The 22,991-nt window shown below is 38.7% G+C and carries 15 protein-coding genes; 9 read left to right on the plus strand and 6 right to left on the minus strand.

All coding sequences use genetic code 11. The features are described from left to right. Positions 1–15: 15 nt before the first annotated feature. The 3 genes from ACST15_RS09405 to ACST15_RS09415 all read right to left on the minus strand — a co-directional run bounded on the left by ACST15_RS09405 (position 16) and on the right by ACST15_RS09415 (position 1,955). The gene (locus ACST15_RS09405; protein WP_459454400.1) at positions 16–951 is read right to left on the minus strand and encodes a DUF5777 family beta-barrel protein; all 936 of its coding nucleotides are present in this window, start codon (positions 949–951) and stop codon (positions 16–18) included. A gap of 13 nt (positions 952–964) precedes the next feature. Further along, a complete protein-coding gene (locus tag ACST15_RS09410) occupies positions 965–1,432 on the minus strand; it encodes a QcrA and Rieske domain-containing protein (RefSeq protein WP_459454401.1) in 468 nt (155 codons plus the stop codon). A gap of 88 nt (positions 1,433–1,520) precedes the next feature. Beyond that, positions 1,521–1,955: a QcrA and Rieske domain-containing protein gene (locus ACST15_RS09415; protein ID WP_459454402.1), complete on the minus strand. Its 435-nt coding sequence runs from the start codon at positions 1,953–1,955 to the stop codon at positions 1,521–1,523. Positions 1,956–2,206: 251 nt separating this feature from the next. Between ACST15_RS09415 and ACST15_RS09420 the strand changes: the two genes are divergently transcribed. Next, positions 2,207–3,355 carry a formylglycine-generating enzyme family protein gene (locus ACST15_RS09420; protein WP_459454403.1) on the plus strand — a complete coding sequence of 383 codons (1,149 nt, stop codon included), beginning with the start codon at positions 2,207–2,209 and terminating at the stop codon, positions 3,353–3,355. Between the two features lie 353 nt (positions 3,356–3,708). Here the strand turns inward: ACST15_RS09420 and ACST15_RS09425 are convergent, their stop codons facing one another. Then, the gene (locus ACST15_RS09425) at positions 3,709–6,156 is read right to left on the minus strand and encodes a TonB-dependent receptor (RefSeq protein ID WP_459454404.1); all 2,448 of its coding nucleotides are present in this window, start codon (positions 6,154–6,156) and stop codon (positions 3,709–3,711) included. Positions 6,157–6,496: 340 nt separating this feature from the next. Further along, positions 6,497–7,909: a PQQ-dependent sugar dehydrogenase gene (locus tag ACST15_RS09430; RefSeq protein ID WP_459454405.1), complete on the minus strand. Its 1,413-nt coding sequence runs from the start codon at positions 7,907–7,909 to the stop codon at positions 6,497–6,499. A gap of 146 nt (positions 7,910–8,055) precedes the next feature. On the opposite strand from ACST15_RS09430, the gene ACST15_RS09435 reads away from it, so the two are divergent. From ACST15_RS09435 to ACST15_RS09470, 8 genes are all read left to right on the plus strand, one after another. After that, positions 8,056–9,033: a Kelch repeat-containing protein gene (locus ACST15_RS09435; protein WP_459454406.1), complete on the plus strand. Its 978-nt coding sequence runs from the start codon at positions 8,056–8,058 to the stop codon at positions 9,031–9,033. Between the two features lie 22 nt (positions 9,034–9,055). Next, positions 9,056–11,374 carry a PSD1 and planctomycete cytochrome C domain-containing protein gene (locus ACST15_RS09440; RefSeq protein ID WP_459454407.1) on the plus strand — a complete coding sequence of 773 codons (2,319 nt, stop codon included), beginning with the start codon at positions 9,056–9,058 and terminating at the stop codon, positions 11,372–11,374. A gap of 12 nt (positions 11,375–11,386) precedes the next feature. After that, on the plus strand, positions 11,387–12,841 hold the full coding sequence (locus ACST15_RS09445) for a DUF1501 domain-containing protein (protein ID WP_459454408.1): 1,455 nt from the start codon (positions 11,387–11,389) through the stop codon (positions 12,839–12,841). A gap of 5 nt (positions 12,842–12,846) precedes the next feature. Next, positions 12,847–15,030: a c-type cytochrome domain-containing protein gene (locus ACST15_RS09450; RefSeq protein ID WP_459454409.1), complete on the plus strand. Its 2,184-nt coding sequence runs from the start codon at positions 12,847–12,849 to the stop codon at positions 15,028–15,030. 21 nt (positions 15,031–15,051) lie between these two features. Beyond that, on the plus strand, positions 15,052–16,359 hold the full coding sequence (locus tag ACST15_RS09455) for an aminotransferase class V-fold PLP-dependent enzyme (protein ID WP_459454410.1): 1,308 nt from the start codon (positions 15,052–15,054) through the stop codon (positions 16,357–16,359). A gap of 78 nt (positions 16,360–16,437) precedes the next feature. Then, positions 16,438–17,571, plus strand: coding sequence for an acyltransferase family protein (locus ACST15_RS09460; RefSeq protein ID WP_459454411.1), 1,134 nt, complete (start codon positions 16,438–16,440; stop codon positions 17,569–17,571). Between the two features lie 163 nt (positions 17,572–17,734). Then, complete coding sequence (locus ACST15_RS09465; RefSeq protein ID WP_459454412.1) at positions 17,735–18,991, plus strand: PQQ-dependent sugar dehydrogenase; 1,257 nt, start codon at positions 17,735–17,737, stop codon at positions 18,989–18,991. A gap of 75 nt (positions 18,992–19,066) precedes the next feature. After that, positions 19,067–20,170 carry a YncE family protein gene (locus ACST15_RS09470; protein ID WP_459454413.1) on the plus strand — a complete coding sequence of 368 codons (1,104 nt, stop codon included), beginning with the start codon at positions 19,067–19,069 and terminating at the stop codon, positions 20,168–20,170. Here ACST15_RS09470 and ACST15_RS09475 read toward each other — a convergent pair. Then, positions 20,167–22,881 carry a hypothetical protein gene (locus tag ACST15_RS09475; RefSeq protein WP_459454414.1) on the minus strand — a complete coding sequence of 905 codons (2,715 nt, stop codon included), beginning with the start codon at positions 22,879–22,881 and terminating at the stop codon, positions 20,167–20,169. The two genes, ACST15_RS09470 and ACST15_RS09475, sit on opposite strands and share 4 nt — an antisense overlap. Positions 22,882–22,991: the final 110 nt, after the last annotated feature.

The following is a 22,991-nucleotide window of genomic DNA, read 5'->3' on the forward strand; positions in this document are numbered from 1 at the left end:
ACGTTTCATATGCGATTATTTGTGTGTTTTTTTAGCTTCTGGGTCAAAACTGAAAGTTCGGGCAATATTGAATCCATAAAAAATATCTCCATTTCCCCAGGTTCCGGTTGTTTGACCAATAAAATGTTTTTCAATCATTCCTCGTGAGTTAGAAAAATGCAATTGAAATACGTGACCTCCCGTTTCAATATCAAAACCTAAGGCAAATGAATCTTGATAGGGGTAAACTTGTCCTGATTTAGCTAAATAAGCATTCTTGTCTACCAAGTTCTTGTAATATTCAGCTGATATACTCAATCGATTACTCAATTTATAGCGTCCACCAAATCCAATGGAGGCCATGTCATTTTCATGAAACGGAGACTCGCTTAGGTTATTATGCAACATAGTAGGCATCACTTGTATGGAAAGCTTCTCATTCATTTTACGAGCAATCAATACTTGACCCACATAGCTTTGTCGCTGTTGATCATTGAAGAACCGCATCAGCGTGCCTGAAGGCATCGTATAACCTGTTGGCATGGTATTAATTGTTAAACTTCCATAAGCTGCAACACTGATGGGCATTTGGTTAGATTGCCTCAAAATTTTGTATTTGGTATAGAAATCATAACTTTTTTCAATGGATGAGCGACCTGCACCTAATAACCATTGATCCGTAATGCCATATTCTACCCCTAGTCTGATTCTAGCTTCATCTAAACCAAAAAAGTTTTCTAAAAATCCAGAATTTACCGCACCAAATCGGTGTGAAATCCAAAAATTTAGGTGCTTTTTGGCAATTGTTTCAATGGTTTGACCATTGATTAAGCGCGACCCTTTGAAAGTTGCTTGGGTATATACTTTTTCTTTAGAGGCTTCCTTATCAAGCATGGCCATCAAATCATCTTGAGCCATAGAGGTAGTAGCCATACCACTTAAGAAGAGTAGCAGGAAGGTAAATTTCTTCATATGTGTCTGTTTTTTAAGAGTATACTCTTAGGTTAGTGCCGGTGAGGGCTGTTTTATAAGTAGTTAAACCTCTGGCTCCTTCAGCATTTAAGCCTTTACCATTAATGTCAAATTTGGCACCATGCACGGAGCAACTGAATCCACCATTGGCATAACTGATGGCAGCATTTCCCTCATGGGAACAAACTTGGGTCACAGCAGCAAATGTGGTTGTGTTTACTCGAACAATCACGATTTGGTTGGCAATGACAAATCCTTCGGGATTATTCAGTTTTGAATAATCGGTTTTTGTTAAATCCAGGGTAAAATCTACACCCGTTGCTGGGGTCCCTGGTTTGGTCGTGGAAGAAGAACTTGGACTTACATTTTCTTCTTTTGAACAAGAACTTAGGCCTGATGCAGCACAGTAGACTGCCATCAGCGAGGCTCCTTTGAAGCCCAATGACTTCAAAAATTCATTTCTACTAAGGTTGTTTTTCATATTATTATAGAACATTAAGGGTTATTAAACGGTTAATGTTAAATAATCTTTTTGAATTATAATAATATATCCTAGTAAAAAGATAGATTTAGGAGTAAACTCTCAGAGAATTTCCCGATAATGCTGTTTTATAAGTAGTTAAACCTCTGTTTCCATTGGCGTTTAAACCTTTACCACCCGTGTCAAAAGTCGCACCATGCTCAGGGCAATAAAAGCCTCCACTACTAAAAATGACGGCTGCTCTTCCTTCATGTGAACAAATTTGAGTTACAGCAGCAAAAGTCGTACTAGAAACCCGAGCCACCACCACGTTTTGATTGACTACATACGAGCCTACTGTATTAAGTTTAGCATAGGCAGCTTGACTTAAATCTAATGTAAAATCAACCGAAGAAGTGGGTGTAATACTTGTTTCATTTTTACATGAACTCATAGCAGAAGCTCCGCAATAAACAGCTACTAAAGAAGCGCCTTTAAATCCTAAGGATTTTAAGAACTCATGACGTTTAATTTTATCAGTCATATACTTTTAAGGGGTTTAATTATCTCAAAACTAATGAAACTAATGAATGTTTTTCCTGATAAAAATCAACATCAAAAAAGATTTCGATTAACGAACGCTTCATGGCTAGGATTAGGCCATTTGTGGAGATTATTTATTTTTCTTCTTTGAGGGCAAAGGATTAAAAATGTGGTTTTGTGAAAGATTATCTAGTTATTTAATTGGCAATTGTCTTTCCTTTCTGTTAAATTCCCCCTTTCATATCCATCAAAATGTTATTTGATCTAAACGCATTTAAACCAAGTTTGAAATATCCCATACTTATTCTGGTGATACTTTTTTCCACTACGATGAGTTTGGCGCAATTAACTCAGCGACAAAAAGATTCCTTAGCAGCTTGTCATGTGCCTATGCCCTCTAAAAGGGGAATAGTGAAAGTTCAAATGATTAAAAAAAAAGAGGCAAAACCATCTGCATGGTTGGGGATGAAGAAAATTCCTGCTGGAATATTTGAAATGGGAGCCCACGATGAAAAAGGTCGAAGCGATGAATATCCTGTTCATCGAGTTTCAGTCAAAGCATTTTGGATGGATGAAACAGAAGTAACGAACGCTCAATTTGCCGCTTTTGTCGCTGCCACAGGTTATGTCACTACTGCCGAAAAAGCTGTTTCATGGGAGGAATTAAAAAAGCAAGTGCCAGCAGGGACACCCAGGCCACCTGATTCATTATTAGCTCCGAGTTCTTTGGTATTTGTACCCACGACTGGTCCTGTAAATTTGGCGGATTACAGTCAATGGTGGCAATTTGTTCGGGGTGCCGATTGGAGACATCCAGCGGGACCACATTCATCCATTGAAGGAAAGGAAAATCACCCTGTAGTGCAGGTATCCTGGGATGATGCCCAAGCCTATGCCCGATGGGCAGGGAAACGCCTGCCTACAGAAGCTGAGTGGGAATGGGCTGCTCGTGGAGGTCTTCAACGCATGGAGTTTCCTTGGGGTTCTGAGCCGGTAGAATCTGGGCCATTTAAAGCCAACACCTGGCAAGGGAAATTTCCTTACAAAGATGAAGCTAAAGATGGTTACCAACATACCACAGCTCCTGTGAAGCAATTTGCTCCCAATGGTTTTGGTTTATATGATGTAGCAGGAAATGTCTGGGAATGGTGTTTTGACAATTACCGTCATGATTATTATGCCGCATTAAAAAAGAAGGGAAGCTTGGCACAAAATCCCAAAGGACCATTGAATAGTTATGATCCTGATGAACCAGGTATTCCCAAAAAAGTAATGAGAGGAGGGTCCTTTTTATGTAATGATTCCTATTGTGCTTCTTATCGCAGTTCTGCCCGCATGAAATCCAGCCCCGATTCAGGACTTATGCACACGGGCTTTCGCTGCGTAAAAGATATTCCATAGATTTTAATAGGCTATCGCCTTGGGAATTATACTTATCAGGCTTAACATCAAATATTGGAAAAGGAAAAGATAGAGGGTGCTTAATAATAGGTTTTTCATTAGGTGGATTGTATTAAGTGATACATGATATTCCCGTATTTCAGAATTTCTGGTTCTCAATCTATAATTGCTTGGTAATGAAAATGAATGGGAGCTTGGTATGCTAGGCTAGCCATTTTTCACTTTATTCTTGACGGAACTGGACACAAAAAAACCAGGACAAATCTAGATTCATCCTGGTTGAAGAGTTAAAAGCTGTTAAGTATTAACAAATTTAAAATTGATTATTAGTTGATTAGCGTATAATTTGAATATTAGCTGGCACCTTTAACGCGGCCTTTTTCATCATCTAAACCCGTATTTCTGTTGCGTGCTCCTTTAACCTGCGAGTTACCAAAGCGATAAGTGAAATTGAATCGAACTACGCGCGTATCATTTCTATTTTTGACCGTTATATCTATATCACTATACTTAATGGTAGCCATAGGGTTTTGAGTATATAGAAGATCACTTGCATTAATACGGATAGTTCCTTTTTTATTCAAAACTGATTTTTGAATACCTATGTTTAATGAACCTCCTGGGCCAAAATTAAATGCTTGCTCCAATCCACCTGAGAAGTATTGTCCTCCTAACTCTAATTTAATATCATTCTTTAAGCTAAATGTGTGGTTGGTATTGATGTAAAACATATTCCCAATAGGATTAATTTGGGCTTGATCTACTTTGCCAGATAATTCATTGCGATTAAGTTGAATATCTGTATTGCTGGTCCACCATTTGGTTACTGGGATTGGTAAGGAGAAGCTTACACTATAAGATGTTCTTTGAGCCAAATTCGCAGATGTCTGGTATGTCTTTCGAGCTTCAGTATCTTGTCTTAATAACTGTGTAATGACATCATCCGTATGGCTATATCCCAAGGTGGTATTGAATGCTCCTTTAAAAGTATGCGTTAATTCAAATGAATTGGTTAATTGTGGCATCAACATTGGATTTCCCACTTGGTAAGTATAATTGTCTAGAAAGAATACGAATGGATTTAAGTCAGAATATCCAGGGCGATTAATTCTACGGCTATAATTTAAACCCAAGGTGTGATCTTTGCTGGCTTCGTATTGGACAAAAGCACTTGGAAACAATTGTTTGTAATCGCGGTGGAAAGAAGAATCAGGTGCTGTATTTCCATAAGCCATGGATTTTCCATCAGCTATTGTCCATTCTCCTCTCAAACCAATTTGATAGCTCCATTTGCCTAATTTACGTTCTGTATTTAGATACAATGCATGGATTTGTTCTTCGTATATAAAGCGGTTACTTTGCTTGTTAAGAAAGGTATAATCAACATCACTGGCTGTTTTACCTCTAAACTGAAGGTCATTATCTGTTTTTACATAACTGGATTTTAGCCCCATTCCCCACTTGCTAGTTTTGCTGATGGGTAATACATAATCTGATTTGAAGGAGTATTGATCAATATTAGAAAATGCACCTGTACGTAAAAGGGAATCATTTTTGATTTTTTTAAACTCAGAACCATACCACTGTGTTAAATAATCATTCTGGTTTTTATCTACGTAACGGGCATAATCCAAATCGATGGTTAATTCTTTGCCGGTACTATCAAACGTATGCTTGAAGTTGATGTTATTGGCAAAATTATGAAAGGGATTATCCATCGTATTGTAAGTATCTAATCTACTCATGACGGCATTCGTTGTCAGATTGCGTTGAATAGATTGATTTAATCCGTTGTTTAAGCTAGTCTGATTCAAACCTCCAGAAAATAGTATACCAATTGTCGTTTTTTTGTTGACCGTCCAGTCTGCACCTACCTTCATGGAAGTATATGTTCCATTGAAAGGGAAATCGGTTGTAGAGTTCCAGACTTCATTTTGTGCTCGGAAATAACGGGTGATATTGTTTTGCTGCAAATTATTACGGCCAAAATACGAGGCATTCCCAAAGATATTCCAACCTTTATTTCGGTAGTTTAAGTTTAGACCGGCACTTGAACGGGTATAAACACCTTGACCAATGGTCCCATTAACCGACCCATTCATACCCATATTCACATTTTTTTTCATTTTGATATTGATAATTCCCGCCGTTCCGGCCGCATCATATTTAGATGAAGGATTAGTCATTATCTCTAATTGGGATATTTGATCCGCTGAAAGGTTACGTAAAAAATTACTTAAGTCATTTCCAGATAAATAGGATATTTTACCGTCGATCATCACCTTAACACCTTGCTTACCTCTTAAGCTGATATTTCCATCTTTATCAACAATTACTCCAGGCGAGCGTTCTAAAACTTCCATGGCTGAGTTTCCTGCGGCCATCACAGAGTTTTCTACATTGACCACGGTCTTGTCTAATTGTCTTTCTATGAAGGGTTTGGTGGCTTTCACCACAACTTCATTTAGTTGCGTTGAAATTGGTTCTAAGGTGATAACTCCTAAATCCAATTGGGTATTGGCATTTACTTCTCCTATTTTTTTGGAAAAAGCTTTGTAACCCGTGAATTGGATTTTTAGCGTGAAATTGCCTTGTGGAAGTGCAGAAACTTTCAATTCACCATTTTCATCGGTGATGAATCCTTTTACTACGGTAGAGTCACTTGCTTTTCTTAATAGGACTGAGGCAAATGGAACAGGCTGGTTTTTTTCATCTCGGATTTTTGCTGAAAGTCCGTTGTCAGCAAAGGCAATGAGGGGGGCAATGATGCTTAAAAAGCTTGATAAAATAAAAGTTTTCATTAGGCGGATTGAATTATTTTTTGGTTGTTAACAGAGAACGAGTCGTAGATGCATGCAAGATTAAAAGGGTTGCATGTCTCTCTTTGACAATGCAAAACTAAATCCGGTACTTTGTTATACATAGTACTATATGACAAACAATAAAATGAGTTGGATGAATGGTTAATAGAAAGGGCAAATTGAAAAATGCTTGCCTTATTATTCAGAAATTGAATATCAATAATTTGGACAATAGAAATGAATTCTCATTCGTTTGACCTGTAAATGGGCTAAAAAAAACAACGCTGTCAAGGTTTCAAACCTTGACAGCGTTGTTCAAAACACCTTAAAATTGTTGAATTTATTGCGGTCTCACGCGGAATACCATACCTGGATTTTCAACGCCCACATACAAATATCCATCCACACCCATTTTTACATTGCGCATACGGCCTAGATTAACAAGTACTTTTTCTTGCGATACGACTTTGTTATTTTTTACTACCACCCGATTCATGTAATTGAAACGTAATGATCCGATCATCAAATTCCCTTTCCAAGCTGGGTATTTATCACTATCTACAAAGGCTAAACCTGAAGGAGCAATGGATGGAAGATAATAGGTAATAGGTTGTTCCATGCCTTCTTTCTTTGAAATGTTGGTTATTGGTTTGCCATCATAATTGATACCGTAAGAGATGGTTGGCCAGCCATAATTTTTACCGGCTTGAATAATATTGATTTCATCACCACCACGAGGACCATGTTCTGTTTCCCAAATGGCTCCAGTATATGGATTCAAGGTCAAACCTTGTGGATTTCTTTGTCCATACGAATAAATGCTATGGTGAAATTTATCCTTATCTTTTCCTACAAATGGATTGTCTTTTGGAATACTTCCATCATCATTCAAACGATGAATTTTTCCATTATCATTGTCTGTTTCTTGAGGGAATACTTTTTCCATACCACGTTCTCCGACACTAAAGAATAAATATCCTTTTTTGTCAAAGGCGATTCGTGAACCAAAGTGATGGAAAGTTTTGGTATAGGGTAGGGATTCAAAAATATCTTGAGATTCAACCCATTCGTTATTCTTGATTTTTCCTCTCACAATTCCAGTGGCAGTCAATGTTTGTCCACCCTCTGTTTTGAATTTAGAATAGGACATATAAATCCATCCATTGGAAGCATAGTTAGGATGTAAAACCACATCCAATAAACCTCCCTGTCCTTTGGCCATAACCGCAGGGGTACCTTTGATAGCTGTTTTATGCTTTTGCTGATCTACCAAATACAAAGTTCCGGCACGGTCTGTTACCAAATAATCTTTGTTAGGTAATTGGGCAAATCCCCAAGGGCTTTCCAAGCCGGTAACGATGGTATCCAAAACCACAGTCATACCTTCTGATTTGAATACATTGGAGCTAGGCTTAGTTACAAATTTATATTGATCTACACTGGCTAATTTTTCAGTAATTAAATCAGCTAAATTTTCAATTTCTTTAGCGCTTAGTGCAGCTTTCCAAGATGGCATGCCTAAATCAGCATAGCCATTGGAGATGGAAGCAATTAATTCGGGTTTACTTTTTCCATGTTTCCAATTGCGGTCTACGAAAGCATCTACTTTTTCACCATGGCAACTGGAGCAATATTGGGTATAGGTTTTTTCTGTGGATTCGTCCACCAATGCCTTTTTGGGTGCATTGGTTAAGGACATGATGCTGGTGGAGGCCACCGCAATTACGCCTAAAATACAGAGTCTTTTATACATATTGGTAAGATTTAAGGATCTATGGGTATTTGAATTACAGCCCTAAGCTAAAAATAATTTGTCGAAATTTTATCTAGGTCTATCGGCATAAAAAAGTGGAACATTTCTATATTTTTTTTACATTAGATTTTTAAACCTATTAAACCATGAAAAAGTTTCTCCTGATTTGCCTTGGGCTAATCACTTGGGGGGCATCTGGTCAAGATTCTTCCTCCACTTGGAACATCATCACATCCCAGGAACCTGCTCAAAAAAGGCATGAAAGCTCCATGGTGGAATGCGACGGGAAATTTTATGCCCTAGGAGGTAGAGGGAAAAGACCTATTGAAGAATTTGATCCAAAAACATCCAATTGGACAGTTTTAGCTGATGCTCCTATGGAATTTCATCATTTTCAAGCCATATCTTTTAAGCATGAAATTTATGTAATAGGTGCTTTAACGGGCAATTATCCACATGAAAAACCTATTCCTCAATTCTTAATATTCAATCCAAAAACAAAAACCTGGAGAGAAGGCGCTACTATTCCTGCTGATCGTTTGAGAGGATCTGTGGGTGTATTTACTCGGGGTAATAAAATTTATTTGGTTGCGGGCATTATTGACGGGCATTATGATGGACATGTCAAGTGGTTTGATGAATATGATACCCAAACAAATACTTGGAAAATATTACCTGATGCACCTAGGGCAAGGGATCATTTCCAAGCCGTGATGGTGGGTAAAGATAAAGCTTATGTAGCTGGAGGCAGAACTTCTCATGCGAAGATTGGTAAAGTCTTGGATTTGTGCATGAAAGAAGTGGATGTCTTTGATTTTAAAAGTAATCAATGGTCAACCTTGGCGGAAGGTCTTCCTACTTTACGAGCGGGAACCTCTTCGATTGCCCATGGTCCATACCTGGTGGTCATGAATGGAGAAAGTGTGAAGCAAGTACCTGCCCACTCCGAAGTGGAGGTTTTGGATACCCGTACAGGAACCTGGTCTAGTTTACCTAATTTAATACAAGGAAGGCATGGAACAGGGGTTGTCTATTGGAAAGGAAAAATATATGTAGTGGCTGGCAGCGCTAATCGAGGTGGTGGACCAGAACTCAATGAAATGGAATGTTTATCATGGAAATAAAATTGAATGAATGAAAATCACCATGAAAATTAACTCCCTACGTTCTATATTATTTTTGGCTGCTTTGGGTATTTTAGCCTATACCAGTTGGAGATGTACCAGTGCCCAAGCAGATGATACGGCCATGCCCGATGTAGTTGACTACAACTACCATATCAGACCTATTTTATCTGATCGATGCTTCAAATGCCATGGGCCAGATGCCAACAAACGAGAAGCCAACCTTAGATTAGATACTCCTGAGGGAGCTTATGCTGCCTTCAAGGATAATGCCAAAGCGCATGCTATCGTTCCTGGGAATCCGGATGCATCGGAATTAATGGCAAGAATCACAGCCAAGGATACCTCTCTGCGTATGCCCCCTATGAAATCCAATTTGACTTTAAGTCCACATGAAATAGAATTACTGGAAAAGTGGATTGAACAAGGGGCAAAATACAAACCTCACTGGGCCTTTATTGCCCCTAAATCTCCTGAAATACCTGAGGCTGATGCCGCATGGGCTCGGAATCCCATCGATCATTTTACCTATGCTAAAATGAAAGAAAAAGGGCTACGTCCCAATGAGGAGGCCGATAAAGAGCGACTTTTAAAGCGAGTTTGTTTTGATTTGACTGGATTACCTCCCAGCTTGGAAATGCAAGACCGTTTCTTAAAAGATACAAGTCCCCAGGCTTATGAAAAAATAGTGGATGAATTGTTGGCCAATAAGCATTACGGTGAAAAAATGGCCACTTACTGGTTAGACGTTGCCAGATATGCGGATTCACATGGCTATCAAGACGATGGCTTAAGAACCATGTGGCCTTGGCGGGATTGGGTCATTCATGCGTTTAATTCGAATTATTCCTATTCCAAATTCTTAACTTGGCAGCTGGCTGGTGATCTGATTCCTCATGCCACCAAAGAAATGATTTTAGCCACAGGTTTTAATCGTAATCATAAAATCACCCAAGAGGGTGGGGTTATAGATGAAGAATATCGCGTGGAATATGTCAATGACCGGACCAGTACTTTTGGGAAAGCATTTTTGGCGCTCACCTTTGAATGTTCTAAATGCCATGATCATAAATATGATCCTATTTCTCAAAAGGACTATTATAGTACCTATGCATTTTTTAACCAAGTTCCAGAAAAAGGTCTTTTTGGAACCATTGATGCCTCTTTTGCCGATCCTCCCAATATCAAAATTACAAGCCAAGAGGTTGCTTCTATTTTGAAATTTATCAATAAAAGGGATACAGCAGCAGTAGAAGTCATGGTGATGAAGGATTCAAGTAACTGGCGACCTACCTATGTGCTGAACCGGGGAAATTACGATGCTCATGGTGAGCCAGTAGGTGTAGGAATACCCAAAAGCATTTTACCTTTTTCTCCTCAAAAATATGGCAAAAACCGTTTAGGATTAGCCAAATGGTTGGTTGATGATCAAAATCCGCTTACAGCCCGTGTATTTGTTAACCGGGTATGGTTTCAGTTTTTTGGTCGGGGAATTGTAAAAACACTGGGCGACTTTGGTATGCAAGGAGAATTACCTACCCATCCTGAATTATTGGATTGGTTGGCAGTTGATTTTAAGTCGCACCACTGGAATATCAAACGTTTGGTGAAGCAAATTGTGACATCAGCTACCTACCGTCAATCTTCGACCATTAAATCGGAACATTTGAAAGTAGATCCTGATAATGTTTATTTATCGCATGCTCCCCGCTTGCGCATACCGGCAGAAAATGTGCGGGATCATGTCTTGGCAAGTGCAGATTTATTGAATTCCGAAATTGGTGGGCCAAGTATCAAACCTTATCAACCGAAAGGGATTTGGGAAGTGGCATCTTCTGGACGTGGATCATTAATGACGTATGTACAAGATCATAAGCAAGACTTATACCGTAGAGGTATGTATGTGTTCATCAAACGTACGGTTCCTCCTCCATCCATGTTGATTTTTGATGCTAGTAACCGGGATCAATGCGAAGTTCAGCGAGGTAGAACAAATACCCCATTACAGGCTTTGGTCATGATGAATGACCCACATGTATCTGAAAGTGCTCGGGTATTGGCAGAGAATATGGCTAAACTGAAATTACCTGTGGATGAGGTTTTAAGTCAGGTTTTTCGAAAAATAGTTTGTCGAACCCCTCAAGCTAAAGAATTAGCTATTTTGAAAAAGTATTTAGAGGCTGAGCAGGTCGAATTTCAACAGAAGCCTAAAAAAATCAATCAATTAATGAAGATTGGAGAATATCAAAAAAATCAAGCATTGGCTAATCCATTTACTGCGGCATTGATGCAAACGATTCAGATGATTTATAATATGGAAGAAACATTAATGCGGGTTTAAACCTTTTCAGCTATGGAAAATGAGTTTTTTAAGAATAGACTGAATATCACCAGAAGGCATTTCTTTGGAAAGGCGGCGGCGGGTATAGGCGGCTTAGCCTTAGGTTCTTTATTAATTCCCAAGATTTGGAAAGGTGATGGAACAGATCCATCCAGCAGTCCATTAGGAATTGCCCAATACGCTCCAAAGGCCAAAAGGATTATTTATTTATGTCAAAATGGAGCGCCTTCCCAGTATGAAACCTTTGATTATAAACCCTTATTGAATAAAATGATGGGGCAGGATTTACCTGAATCCATCCGAGGGGGGCAGCGTTTAACAGGAATGACAGCCAGTCAAACCAAGTTTCCCTTGATGGGCTCCTATTATAATTTTAGGCAGCATGGACAGTCAGGGGCATACATTAGTGATTTGTTACCCAACATTGCCAAAATAGCGGATGATATTTGTATCGTTCGAACGATGAATACTGATGCCATTAACCATGATCCGGCCTTGACTTTTTTACAAACAGGTGCTCAAGTTGGGAATAGACCAAGCATGGGTGCTTGGATGAGTTATGGTTTAGGTAGTGAGAACAAAAATCTTCCTGCATTTTGCGTGTTATTATCGCGCGGTAGAGGAAATGGGCAAGGGGTTTATTCTAAATTATGGACGAATGGATTCTTAGACTCGACCCATCAAGGGGTAGTGTTTAGTTCTAGCGAAGACCCTATTTTATACCTCAATGACGCCGAAGGAATTGACAAAAAAGACCGTCGGAGAATGTTAGATCATTTAGCGGAATTAAATCAATTAGGATTTGATGAAAGTGGAGATCCCGAAATTCAGGCCAAAGTGCAGCAGTATGAAATGGCCTATCGAATGCAAACGGCTGTACCAGAATTGACGGACTTATCTAAGGAGCCTGATCATATCATAAAAATGTATGGTCCTGAATGCCTAGTACCAGGCACCTATGCGGCCAATGCTTTATTGGCTAGAAAATTATCTGAATCAGGAGTTCGTTTTGTTCAATTATACCATCAGGGTTGGGATTCCCATGGGAATCTTCCCAATGAAATGGCCATGCAAGCCCAAGACGTAGATCGTGCATCGGCAGCATTGATTACGGATTTAAAGCAAAGAGGATTGTTGGATGAAACCTTAGTGATCTGGGGTGGGGAGTTTGGTCGAACCAATTATTGCCAAGGAAACTTTACGCCCGATAATTATGGCCGAGATCACCATCCAAGGGCTTACAGTATTTTTATGGCAGGTGGAGGCACGAAGCCGGGTACCGTTTATGGTGAAACAGATGAATTTGGATACAATGTGGCTAAAGACCCTGTGAATATTCATGATTTTCATGCCACAGTTTTACACCTCATGGGGATCAACCATGAGCAATTAACCTATAAACATTTGGGAAGAAGATACCGATTAACCGACGTTTCGGGTAATGTTATCCCTGGACTTTTGGCATAAATGGGATGAATAAAGAACAATTATCTTCTTGGTACAGTGTATTGTTGAGTGGCTTAATCTTTCTACATGCCTTATTGATTTTTCTTCTTTTTTGGCAAGATCAAGTGAATTTACCTTGGGCCTTTCAAGCCACAGGTCGCCTTCATCCATTGATTCTACATTTACCTATTGGCATGGGCGTTTTATTACCCTTTGTTCATCTTTTACGAAGACCATTAGGTGAGCATGCCTTTTACCTTTCGTTCCGTTTTGTGCTTTACCTTACCGCTTTTGGATCGGCACTTACTGCCTTATTCGGTTTCTTTTTGTCGCAAGAGCCCGGCTTTGATCCTACGCTTTTGGTCTTTCATCAATGGGCTGGTTTAGCCGTATCTTGGTTTTATTTGTTACAACTGGTGCTTTTTGACCGATTATTGCTTACTGCTTCACAGGTACTAATAGCATCAATTACAGGAGTCCTTTTGTTGAGTTTAGCTGGTCATGGTGGGGCAAATATTACCCATGGGGAGAATTACTTGACGGAATTATGGCAAGAAGAAAGTGAGCTAAAAGCTCCCACTGGTGATTCTCCATTATTTGAATCGGCCATTCAGCCTATTTTTGAGAAAAAATGTGTCTCTTGCCATAATGACCAAAAAACCAAGGGTCAATTGAATATGAGCTCAGTAGCTAAGTTACTACAAGGCGGAAAGCATGGCGACTTTTTGAAAGCGGGTGATGTTAGCAACAGCTTATTTTTAAAACGAGCCCATTTACCCTTGGAACATAAGGAACATATGCCGCCCAAAGGTAAAAGCCAGCTAAGTGCCGATGAGATATTGCTGTTGGAAGCTTGGGTAAAAGATGGAGCCTCTTTAGATAAAAAAATCAAGGCCTATGCACCGGCATCTAAAGTGGCTACATTGGTTTCTAAACTTTTTGCTAGACCTGCCACCTTGGAAATACCGAAAAGAGCATATCCATTTTCGGCGGCTAGTGATGCTGACATCCAAGCAGTCAATACTCCATTTTGTTCCGTTTATCCTATTTCCAGTGACGCACCTGCTCTGCAAGCTGATTTTTATGTAGCCAAACGATTTGAGCTGAAAAGCTTAGAGAACTTATCCAAAGTTTCGGATCAATTGCTTGGAATCAATTTGGCAAAAATGCCTGTTAAAGATGAAAATTTGAGTATTCTGTCTCAATTTGTCAATCTGGAAAAACTGAATTTGAATTTTACAGAAATCCAAGGAGCTAATTTGAAAGCCTTATTAGCCAATAAGAAATTGGTTTCTTTATCCCTATCGGGGACTAAAATTACCGCTAGTCAATTGCAGCCTTTGATAAGCCAATTACCTCAGTTGAAAGAGGTATTTCTTTGGAACACCCCAATACCATTGGAGCAGATCGAAAGCTGGAAAAAGACCTATCCTAAAATTCATTGGGAGGAGGGCTTTGTGCCTACCGAGGAAAAATTGATGATTAATCCTCCTATCTTGGTCAATGAAAATTTCTTTTTGGGACCCCAGGACAAGGTGAATTTTAAACACACCATTAAAGGGACAAGCATTCATTATACCCTAGACAAAGAACAAGAACCAGATTCCTTGGGTACCTTAGTTACCCTTGGACCTATTGATATTCCAGCATTTACTGTGGTAAAAGTTTTGGCTACTAAACCAGGATGGTTGGCGAGTAAGGTGGTAAAAAACACCTTTTATAAGTATCGCTTTGTGCCGGATTCTGTTTATTTGTTTACTCAGCCCGAACCTAAATGGCAAGCTAAAGGAGCTAGTACACTGAAGGATTTGATTCAAGGAAAGCGGGATATTCGTGGAATAGCTAATGATACTTGGATAGGGTTTCAAAAGCAAGATGCGGATGCCTTATTTGAATTTAAACAAGCTAAGGTAGTTAAGGGAGTAACTGTTAGTTATTTGCGCAAGCAAGATTCCAATATTTTCCCACCCCTTGAAATAGAATTATGGGCGGGTAATTCACCGAAAACCTTAAAGAAATTAGCAACTGCTAAGCCAGAGCAACCCGAAGAGAATGGAGGATATTCGCCACAAGCTATCAATATTCCTTTACCTTCGGGAAATTATACGCATTTCCGAATACTGGCTAAACGTATTAAAAGATTTCCAGCCTATGTGAAAGACAAAACCAATCCAGCCATTATAAAAATGGATGAGGTCTTGTTTTATTAATAGGCATTATAAGCTAAACCTATGACTAACCGAAGAAAATTTGTACAATCTTTAGGCCTGATGACCAGTGCCTTTTCAGCATCTAGTTTATTTCAGCAGGCTCATGCGGCCGACTTCAAACAAATGTTAGATTCCAAGCAGCATTTGTCGCCCGCTCAAATTGCCGAAGATGAAGATTTTTGGGCATTTGTACAGCAAGGATATACCACTAGCCCTAACATCATCAACTTAAATAATGGAGGTGTAAGTCCTAGTCCTAGGATTGTTCAAGAAGCGGTGGAACGCTACAATAAGTTATCCAATGAGGGTCCTTCCTATTTTATGTGGCGGGTATTAGATCAAGGAAGAGAACCATTGAGGGATAAATTAGCAGAATTGGCAGGTTGTGACCGGGAGGAAATTGCCATCAATCGAAACGCCACAGAAGCCTTAAATACGGTCATTTTTGGATTGGATTTTAAAGCCGGAGATGAGATTATTGGTACCAAGCAAGATTATCCTAATATGATAAATGCCTGGCGACAAAGAGCCCAGCGAGATGGAATTGTGTACACGCAGTTGAGTTTTGATTTTCCCATAGAGAATGATGCTCAAATTGTGGATGCTTTTGAAAAGGCTATTACACCCAAGACTAAATTGTTGCATGTCACCCACCTCATCAACTGGGTTGGACAAATTATGCCAGTAGCCAAAATATGTGCTATGGCAAAAAAGCATGGTATCGAAGTGTTGGTCGATGGCGCCCATACCTTTGGACTATTGGACTTTAAGATTCCTGATTTGGGATGTGATTATTTTGGGACTTCATTACATAAGTTTTTATCTGCTCCCATAGGCTCAGGGATGCTTTGGATTAAGAAAGATAAAATTGAAAAAGTATGGCCTTTGGTATGCAATGATAAACCTCGAGGTACAGACATCCGTAAGTTTGAAACCTTGGGAACCCGAAGCTTTCCGATTGAACAGGGAATAGGAGAGGCCATTAATTTCCATAATGCGATAGGTTCTAAAAGAAAAGAGGAGCGCATTCGATTCCTTAAAAATTATTGGACTAGCCAGGTAAAAGATGTTCCCGGTGTCAAAATTCATACTTCTTTTAAGGCGGCATATTCTTGCGCTATTGCTGGGGTAAGTATTGATGGAATGACCATTCCTGAACTGGATAGTGCCTTATTTACGAAATATAAAATACATACAGTGGGAATTGTGTGGGAGAATATTTCTTGCGTTCGTGTGACTCCTCATGTCTATACCCGTTTAAAAGACTTAGACAAAATGGTGCATGCTATCAAAGAACTAGCTGCACAAGCAAAAGCCAAGAAATTATAATTAATATAGCTAGAATTGATTCTTTTATGATTCATGCTAATCCATAGAAATAAATTTTTGATATCTAAACCTCATTAAATGACTACTTTACCCAATTTGGATCAAAACAGTTTGAGTGCTAATCGCCTCTATTCTCTAGATACCTTACGCGGTTTCGACATGTTTTGGATCATGGGAGCTGATGAAATATTTCATACTATGTTCAAGGCTACTGATTCTCCTATTTGGGGATTCTTTGCGCATCAATTCTCGCATCCTTCTTGGCATGGATTCCGCTTTTACGATTTAATTTTCCCTCTTTTCTTATTTATGGCAGGCGTGGCCACTCCATTTTCCTTGGGTAAAGAAATAGAGAAAGGGAAAAACCGAGAGCAGCTTTTAATTAAAGTTATCAGAAGAGGTATCGTATTGGCTTTACTGGGTGTGGTTTACAACAATGGATTGGAGATTAAGCCATTAGAGGAAATTCGCTTCGGAAGCGTATTAGGCCGTATAGGTTTAGGCTATATGTTTGCCAATATTATTTATTTATATACCAAAAAGCCTAGCATTCAAGCCATCTGGTTTGGTGGTATTTTGGCCTTTTATTACCTCATGTTGAAGTTTAACGCCGCTCCAGGATTCCCTGCCGGAGATTTAAGTCAAGAAGGTAATTTCGCATCTTATTTGGATCGACTGGTCATGCCAGGTAGATTGTACAAAGGGAATCATGATCCTGAAGGCTTAACCTCGACCATTCCGGCTATTTCTACTGGATTATTAGGGATTTTAACAGGTAATTACTTGAAAAATGACCCAAGTGATGGTATTCAAAAGACCAAGCGCATGGCCATGTTTGGAGCATTTTTTATCATATTAGCTTTGATTTGGAATTTGGATTTCCCCATCAATAAAAACCTATGGTCGAGTTCCTTTGTCTTACTAGTGGGGGGGATTAGCTTGTTGTTATTGTCCCTGTTTTATTACATCATTGATGTAAAAGGCTATCAAAAATGGTCTTTTTTCTTCCGAATAATTGGTATGAATTCCATCTTGATTTATATGTCAGGCGTATTTATCAATTGGGAATATAGTACGGATAGTGTATTCCATTGGTTGGGTCAATTGTTGGGGAATCCCTACAATGCCGTTGCCATGGCTATATGTTATACGGGTATCAAATGGTATTTCCTGTATTTTATGTACCAGAAAAAAGTATTTCTTCGGGTGTAAGGAATGTAGAATGTAGAATGTAGAATTAAGAATGTAGAATTAAGAATGTAGAATGTAGAATTAAGAATTAAATGCATATACGTGCAGTTACTGGTAGGTTTTTTAACTGATTTTGGTAACTTGAACTTGATTAAATGAATTTTTTTTACCCTCATCCATTAACATGAAAAAAATTAAAACGAGTATAGGCCAATGGGCATTGGCAACGCTTTCTTTGGGCATTTTAATGTCCAATAAACCTCTAACTAAATCAGTGGCAGAAGAATCTGCAGTCAAAGTACCAGCAGGATTTAAGACCACGATTGTGGGCTCAAATTTGGGTGCTACGCGTCACTTAACTGTAGCTAACAATGGAGATATTTATGCCAAATTATCCAAATTTAAGGATGGTAAAGGGATTGTCCATTTAAGAGATACCAATAAGGACGGCGTGGCGGATGAGACAAATTATTTCGGAGATTTTGTAGGAACGGGTATTCAAATTCAAAATGGTTATTTATATGCTTCTTCAAATTCGGGCGTAAATCGCTTTAAAATGAATGATAAGTTGGAAGTAGTAGATAAGGAGCACTACGAAAATATTGTGAGTGGATTAATCGATAAAGGTCGCGATAATGCCAAACCTTTTGTTTTTGATAAACAGTCCAATATGTATGTGACCATTGGTTCCTGGAACGATGCATGTCGGGTGTCTGGAACTGGTCAAGGCATGGTTCCTTGTACTGTTTTGGATTCAGCTGGCGGTATTTGGAAATTTAAGGCTGATCAATTAGGTCAGAAATTTCAAGATGGGAAACGCTATGTTACCGGATTAAAAAATGCGGTGGGTATTACATGGAATAATAAAACAAACAGCTTATTTGCTACCTCACATGGCCGTGGATTTTTTCATGATTTTTATCCTCAATACTATACACCCAAGCAAAGTGCTGAAATCCCTGCCGAGTGTTTGTATGAGATTCATGAAGGAGACGATGGTGGTTGGCCAATCATCTATTATGATCAATTTCAAAATAAGAAAATTTTAGCACCTGAATACGGTGGAGATGGTAAGAAAACAGCGGGAGAAAAAGCGATTGATCCTAAGGTGGCATTTCCAGCACATCTAGGACCTAATGATGTATTGTTTTACACAGGAAATCAATTTCCTGCCAAATATAAAAACGGTGCATTTGTAGCCTTTCATGGTCAAAACTCGGAATTGAAAAAGGGCTATTTTGTTGCTTTTGTGCCTTTTGTAAATAATAAGCCATCAGGTAAATGGGAAATCTTTGCAGATAATTTTTCTGGTATTGATTTAGCAAAACCAACTGGCCCAGTTCAACATCGTCCATGTGGCTTAGCCCAAGGTCCGGATGGTTCTTTGTATGTAGCGGATGATTTGGGTGGAACCATTTTTAAGATTACTTATAAAAAATAATGAACTTGTTTAAATAAGATCCCAAAAGATGAGATGAGCATTATTGTTCATCTCATTTTTTTAAGCCCCAATGCCATGAAAATCATTCGTTATTTCTTCTTTAGTTTGATTTGCTTGTTCTTTGTATCGCCATCCATGGCGCAAAATCAAGCTAGCGTCAAGCGATATTTGTATGTAGCTACTCCAGGTATTAGGGATTATTTAGGTTATGGGGGACACGGGATTTTGGTGTTTGATATCAACAACAATCATCGATTTGTCAAACGAATAAAAACCCAAGGATTACATCCCAATGGAAAGCCTTCCAATGTGAAAGGAATTGCAGTGAGCATTCCATTAAATAGCCTGTATGTAAGTACATTGGAATCTTTGCAACGCATTGATTTAAGCACAGAAAAAGTTATTTGGGAAATCCCCTTTGTGGGAGGATGTGACCGCATGTCGATTTCTCCTGATGGGAAAACCATGTATTTGCCTTCCCTAGAAAAAGATTTCTGGAATGTAGTTAATTGCGAAACAGGGGCAATTATGCAGACTTTAAAAGGATTCAAAAGAGCACATAATACCTTATATGGTTTATCTGGTCAATACGTTTATTTGGCTGATATTGGTAATCCTTGGTTATACCAAGTGGATGCCCAAAAGCACAGTTTGGTGCAGAAAATAGGGCCATTCAGCAATTTTGTTCGTCCATTTACTGTCAATGGCAAAGAAAGCATAGGATTAGTTACCGTGGATAGTTTATTGGGCTTTGAAGTGGGTGATTTAAAAACGGGAAAGAAATTAGCCAGTGTTGTGGTGGAAGGTTGGAATAAAGGACCCGTTCGTCGGCATGGTAATCCTAGTCACGGCATAGCTTTAACTCCTGATGAAAAAGAAATTTGGTTATGCGATGGCTATAATATGCGCTTGCATGTGTTTCAGGGAAAGGCGCCTTATCAGCAGTTGACCAGTATTCCTTTAAAAGATATGCCCGGGTGGATTAGTTTCTCCTTAGATGGGAAATATGCCTACCCCTCTAGCGGGGAGGTTATTGACCCAGTTAGCAGAAAGGTTTTATACCACTTAGAAGACGAAGAGCATAACTATGTATCTAGTGAAAAACTAGTTGAGATTGATTTCCAAGGTTCAAAAGCGGTCAGAGCGAGTGATCAATTTGGAAATGGAAAGGCTCGTTAATTTTTACGCGCCTTTTCGATTAGTTCTTGCGCCTTTTTATCCGCTTCTTCTAACAAAGCATCCGCTTTTCTGTCGGCCTCCTTTTTTAGTTTTTCAGCAATCTTCTGAGCAGCTATTTTCATCAATGGATTCTTGGCCTCTTCCAACATTCGGTCAGCATTTGCATAAGCCTCTTGCCTTACTTTTTGTGAGAGAGCCGCAGCTTCTTGTTTGATGGTTTCTGCTTTACTTTTTGCCTCGTCTAACTGCTTGTTTATCTGCTGTTTAGCTTCTTGCTTCACTAATTCTTTTGCTTGTGTGCTCACAGTACTAGTTGGATTTCCCTGCGTATTGATGACATTCACCTTAAATTGAGGATTAAGCATGGAACCTCGAACAGTAATTTGCATTTTTAAGGCTTGCTGGATTTTTTCCAAATTTAAGTTGGGATTTAATTTGGCTAATTGTTGATTCAAACTAACCGCTAGGCCTGATTGTAAAGTTTTAGCTGGGATGTCCGTCAAGATATTGTATTCCAAACTTTGGTCTAATCCATTGGAACCAGTTACTTGAAATTTGGTCAAATTGGAATTGATTTCAAATGGTTTGAATTGCAATCTACCTTGACTTATCTTAAAATTTACATGGCTAGGTTTTAATTCCAAATTCTTCAATTGATTCCATTGGGTTAAGCTCACTAATTGGTTGAAGCTGGTCGAGTTTTTTACATTGAAATCAATTAAGTCCATGTTCCCTTCCGCGTTGGTGCTCATCAAATTGGGGGATAAATCACTAGTTAAATCTCCAGAATAGCTAAAGTCTACGTTGACCTTGCCTTGTGCAGCCCCAGCAATAGGAGCAAATTTTTGAACCAAGCTAAAGTATTTATGTGCTTCTTGGATATTTAAATCATGAATATTGAAGGCGAACTTAAGGGATGGGTTTTGATTCTCTTTTTTACTAAATGTACCTGTTGATTTCCAGTAGGCCTTAGCCAATCGAAAGGATATACCATCCATGGAAATAACTTGATCTGCTACTCGAATTTTTCCTTGTGCTTCTGTAATCTGAAGGTCTTTAAAAAGTAATCTATCAATGCTCGATTGAAGAGTAAAATCGATGTTTTTAGGGATCTCGAAAGTGTTACTAGCTTTCGCTGATTTTGCTTGTGTAGAGTTGCCCTTAGGTATCCATGGGTTTAAATCCAGCAAAGTCGAATTTATGGTCAAACTCCCCGTGATTAGGTCATTTTTCAGGAAATACATGACGTAATTTTGTAAACTACCGCTAGCCGAGAATTCGGTATTAGCTACCTTTCCCTCCAGTGAGCTGATAATTAATGCCTTGGGGTTTATAGAGGCAGAAGCAGTCTTGATGCTAATATGCTGTTGCGTTTCGCTTTGGCTATATTGAATTTGATTGGCTTTAAAATAGCCATTGGCTTTTCCTTTAGCTTGCTTAAACGCTTGAACATAGCCATCTAATTGAATATCACTTTGAATGCTACCACTCATTTGAGTATTTTTCTGAGGAATAATTTTTGCAATTTCCCCCAAATTTAGAAGCCCTGTGAGGCCTGCTTTGAGGTAGGGATTTGAAATAGGCGTTTTTAAGAGCAAATGGGCCTTTATTGATTGATTATTTAGCCACACATGAAAGTTTTTTAGGTCTATTACCGTGTGATCAGGTATTCCATCTGGATTATCAACTTGTAAGTCCATTTCCATTTTTTTAACTCCAACAGGAACGTTGGCATAGCTAAATGCACCCTTTGAGATACGTAAATCCATTCCAAAGCCAGGCATAGAGCTACCATTTATTTTACCTTTGACATAGCCTGATAAGGCAAAATCCCCTGATGCCTGTAGTTTTTTAAATGAGTTTTGGTATAAAACAGGAACAAGAGATAAGAAATCTTTCAAAGGTGATTTTAAGGCATGAAATTTGATGTCCATGTCCATGGTGGTATCGGGCATAGCCACTTTAGCATCAAAATGAATAGGTAATTCATTTAAATACAAGTCATTGTTTTTAAAGGCAAATTCCATGTTAGCGAAATTCATCTCAATAGGAGCTTCTAGTTTGGCTTGTACTTCTGATAGATAGGTTTTACCGAGGAACTCTACACTTAGCTTTTCAACCTGGGTGCTGGTGGTTAAGGTGAAAATTTCCTCTGAAAAATCTCCAGAACCTTCATGATTTAACTGAATTAATTGGCTTGAAAAGCCCCGCATCTCATCCTTATAAAGAATTTTTGAATCAATCAATTGATAATGATTCAAGGAAATACTCATGCTGGGTTCTGATTCTTTTTTAGGAGCTTCTTGTGGACCAGCTTGAAAGATATCCCAATTCATTTGACCATTGGGAAGAATGATTAAATTAAACTGTGCTTGTTCAATGATGATATCTTGAATTTCTATTTTTTTATTCAAAATATAAGCCAATGGGGCTATTTGAATGCTAAGTTTGGGTATTTGTGAAAGGGTGTCGTTTTTAAATTCATCTTTACCGATTATGCTGCTGTTTTCCACCTCGATACTTAAGCTAGGGAAATGACTTAATATACTTATGGAGGCATCTTGAAATTGAAAGTTTGCTTTTAGCTTTTCATTGGCTGTTCGCGTGATTAGCTCCTTGATATCATTTTTATATAGCCTAGATATCCCAATGGCCGCTAGCACAAAGAACAAAAAGATTCCCAAAAAGGAATAAAGAATTTTTTTCAACATGGAATGGTTATTTGAGGCGGTTTAATACAAAAATAAGAACAACAAGTTATTTAATTGGGTAAATCAGGTGGCATAGATTAAATTTACATTTTATTTCTGTGTCCAAGCTC

The sequence above is a fragment of the Aquirufa sp. Wall-65K1 genome (assembly GCF_054558475.1).

What these genes read in the sequence shown, in the direction of transcription:
- ACST15_RS09450 (WP_459454409.1), top strand. Translation starts at nt 12,847, where the DNA reads ATGAATAAAGAACAATTATCTTCTTGGTACAGTGTATTGTTGAGTGGC.
- ACST15_RS09440 (WP_459454407.1), top strand. Translation starts at nt 9,056, where the DNA reads ATGAAAATTAACTCCCTACGTTCTATATTATTTTTGGCTGCTTTGGGT.
- ACST15_RS09425 (WP_459454404.1), bottom strand. Translation starts at nt 6,156, where the DNA reads ATGAAAACTTTTATTTTATCAAGCTTTTTAAGCATCATTGCCCCCCTC.
- ACST15_RS09460 (WP_459454411.1), top strand. Translation starts at nt 16,438, where the DNA reads ATGACTACTTTACCCAATTTGGATCAAAACAGTTTGAGTGCTAATCGC.
- ACST15_RS09435 (WP_459454406.1), top strand. Translation starts at nt 8,056, where the DNA reads ATGAAAAAGTTTCTCCTGATTTGCCTTGGGCTAATCACTTGGGGGGCA.
- ACST15_RS09405 (WP_459454400.1), bottom strand. Translation starts at nt 951, where the DNA reads ATGAAGAAATTTACCTTCCTGCTACTCTTCTTAAGTGGTATGGCTACT.
- ACST15_RS09445 (WP_459454408.1), top strand. Translation starts at nt 11,387, where the DNA reads ATGGAAAATGAGTTTTTTAAGAATAGACTGAATATCACCAGAAGGCAT.
- ACST15_RS09475 (WP_459454414.1), bottom strand. Translation starts at nt 22,881, where the DNA reads ATGTTGAAAAAAATTCTTTATTCCTTTTTGGGAATCTTTTTGTTCTTT.
- ACST15_RS09415 (WP_459454402.1), bottom strand. Translation starts at nt 1,955, where the DNA reads ATGACTGATAAAATTAAACGTCATGAGTTCTTAAAATCCTTAGGATTT.
- ACST15_RS09470 (WP_459454413.1), top strand. Translation starts at nt 19,067, where the DNA reads ATGAAAATCATTCGTTATTTCTTCTTTAGTTTGATTTGCTTGTTCTTT.
- ACST15_RS09420 (WP_459454403.1), top strand. Translation starts at nt 2,207, where the DNA reads ATGTTATTTGATCTAAACGCATTTAAACCAAGTTTGAAATATCCCATA.
- ACST15_RS09465 (WP_459454412.1), top strand. Translation starts at nt 17,735, where the DNA reads ATGAAAAAAATTAAAACGAGTATAGGCCAATGGGCATTGGCAACGCTT.
- ACST15_RS09455 (WP_459454410.1), top strand. Translation starts at nt 15,052, where the DNA reads ATGACTAACCGAAGAAAATTTGTACAATCTTTAGGCCTGATGACCAGT.
- ACST15_RS09430 (WP_459454405.1), bottom strand. Translation starts at nt 7,909, where the DNA reads ATGTATAAAAGACTCTGTATTTTAGGCGTAATTGCGGTGGCCTCCACC.
- ACST15_RS09410 (WP_459454401.1), bottom strand. Translation starts at nt 1,432, where the DNA reads ATGAAAAACAACCTTAGTAGAAATGAATTTTTGAAGTCATTGGGCTTC.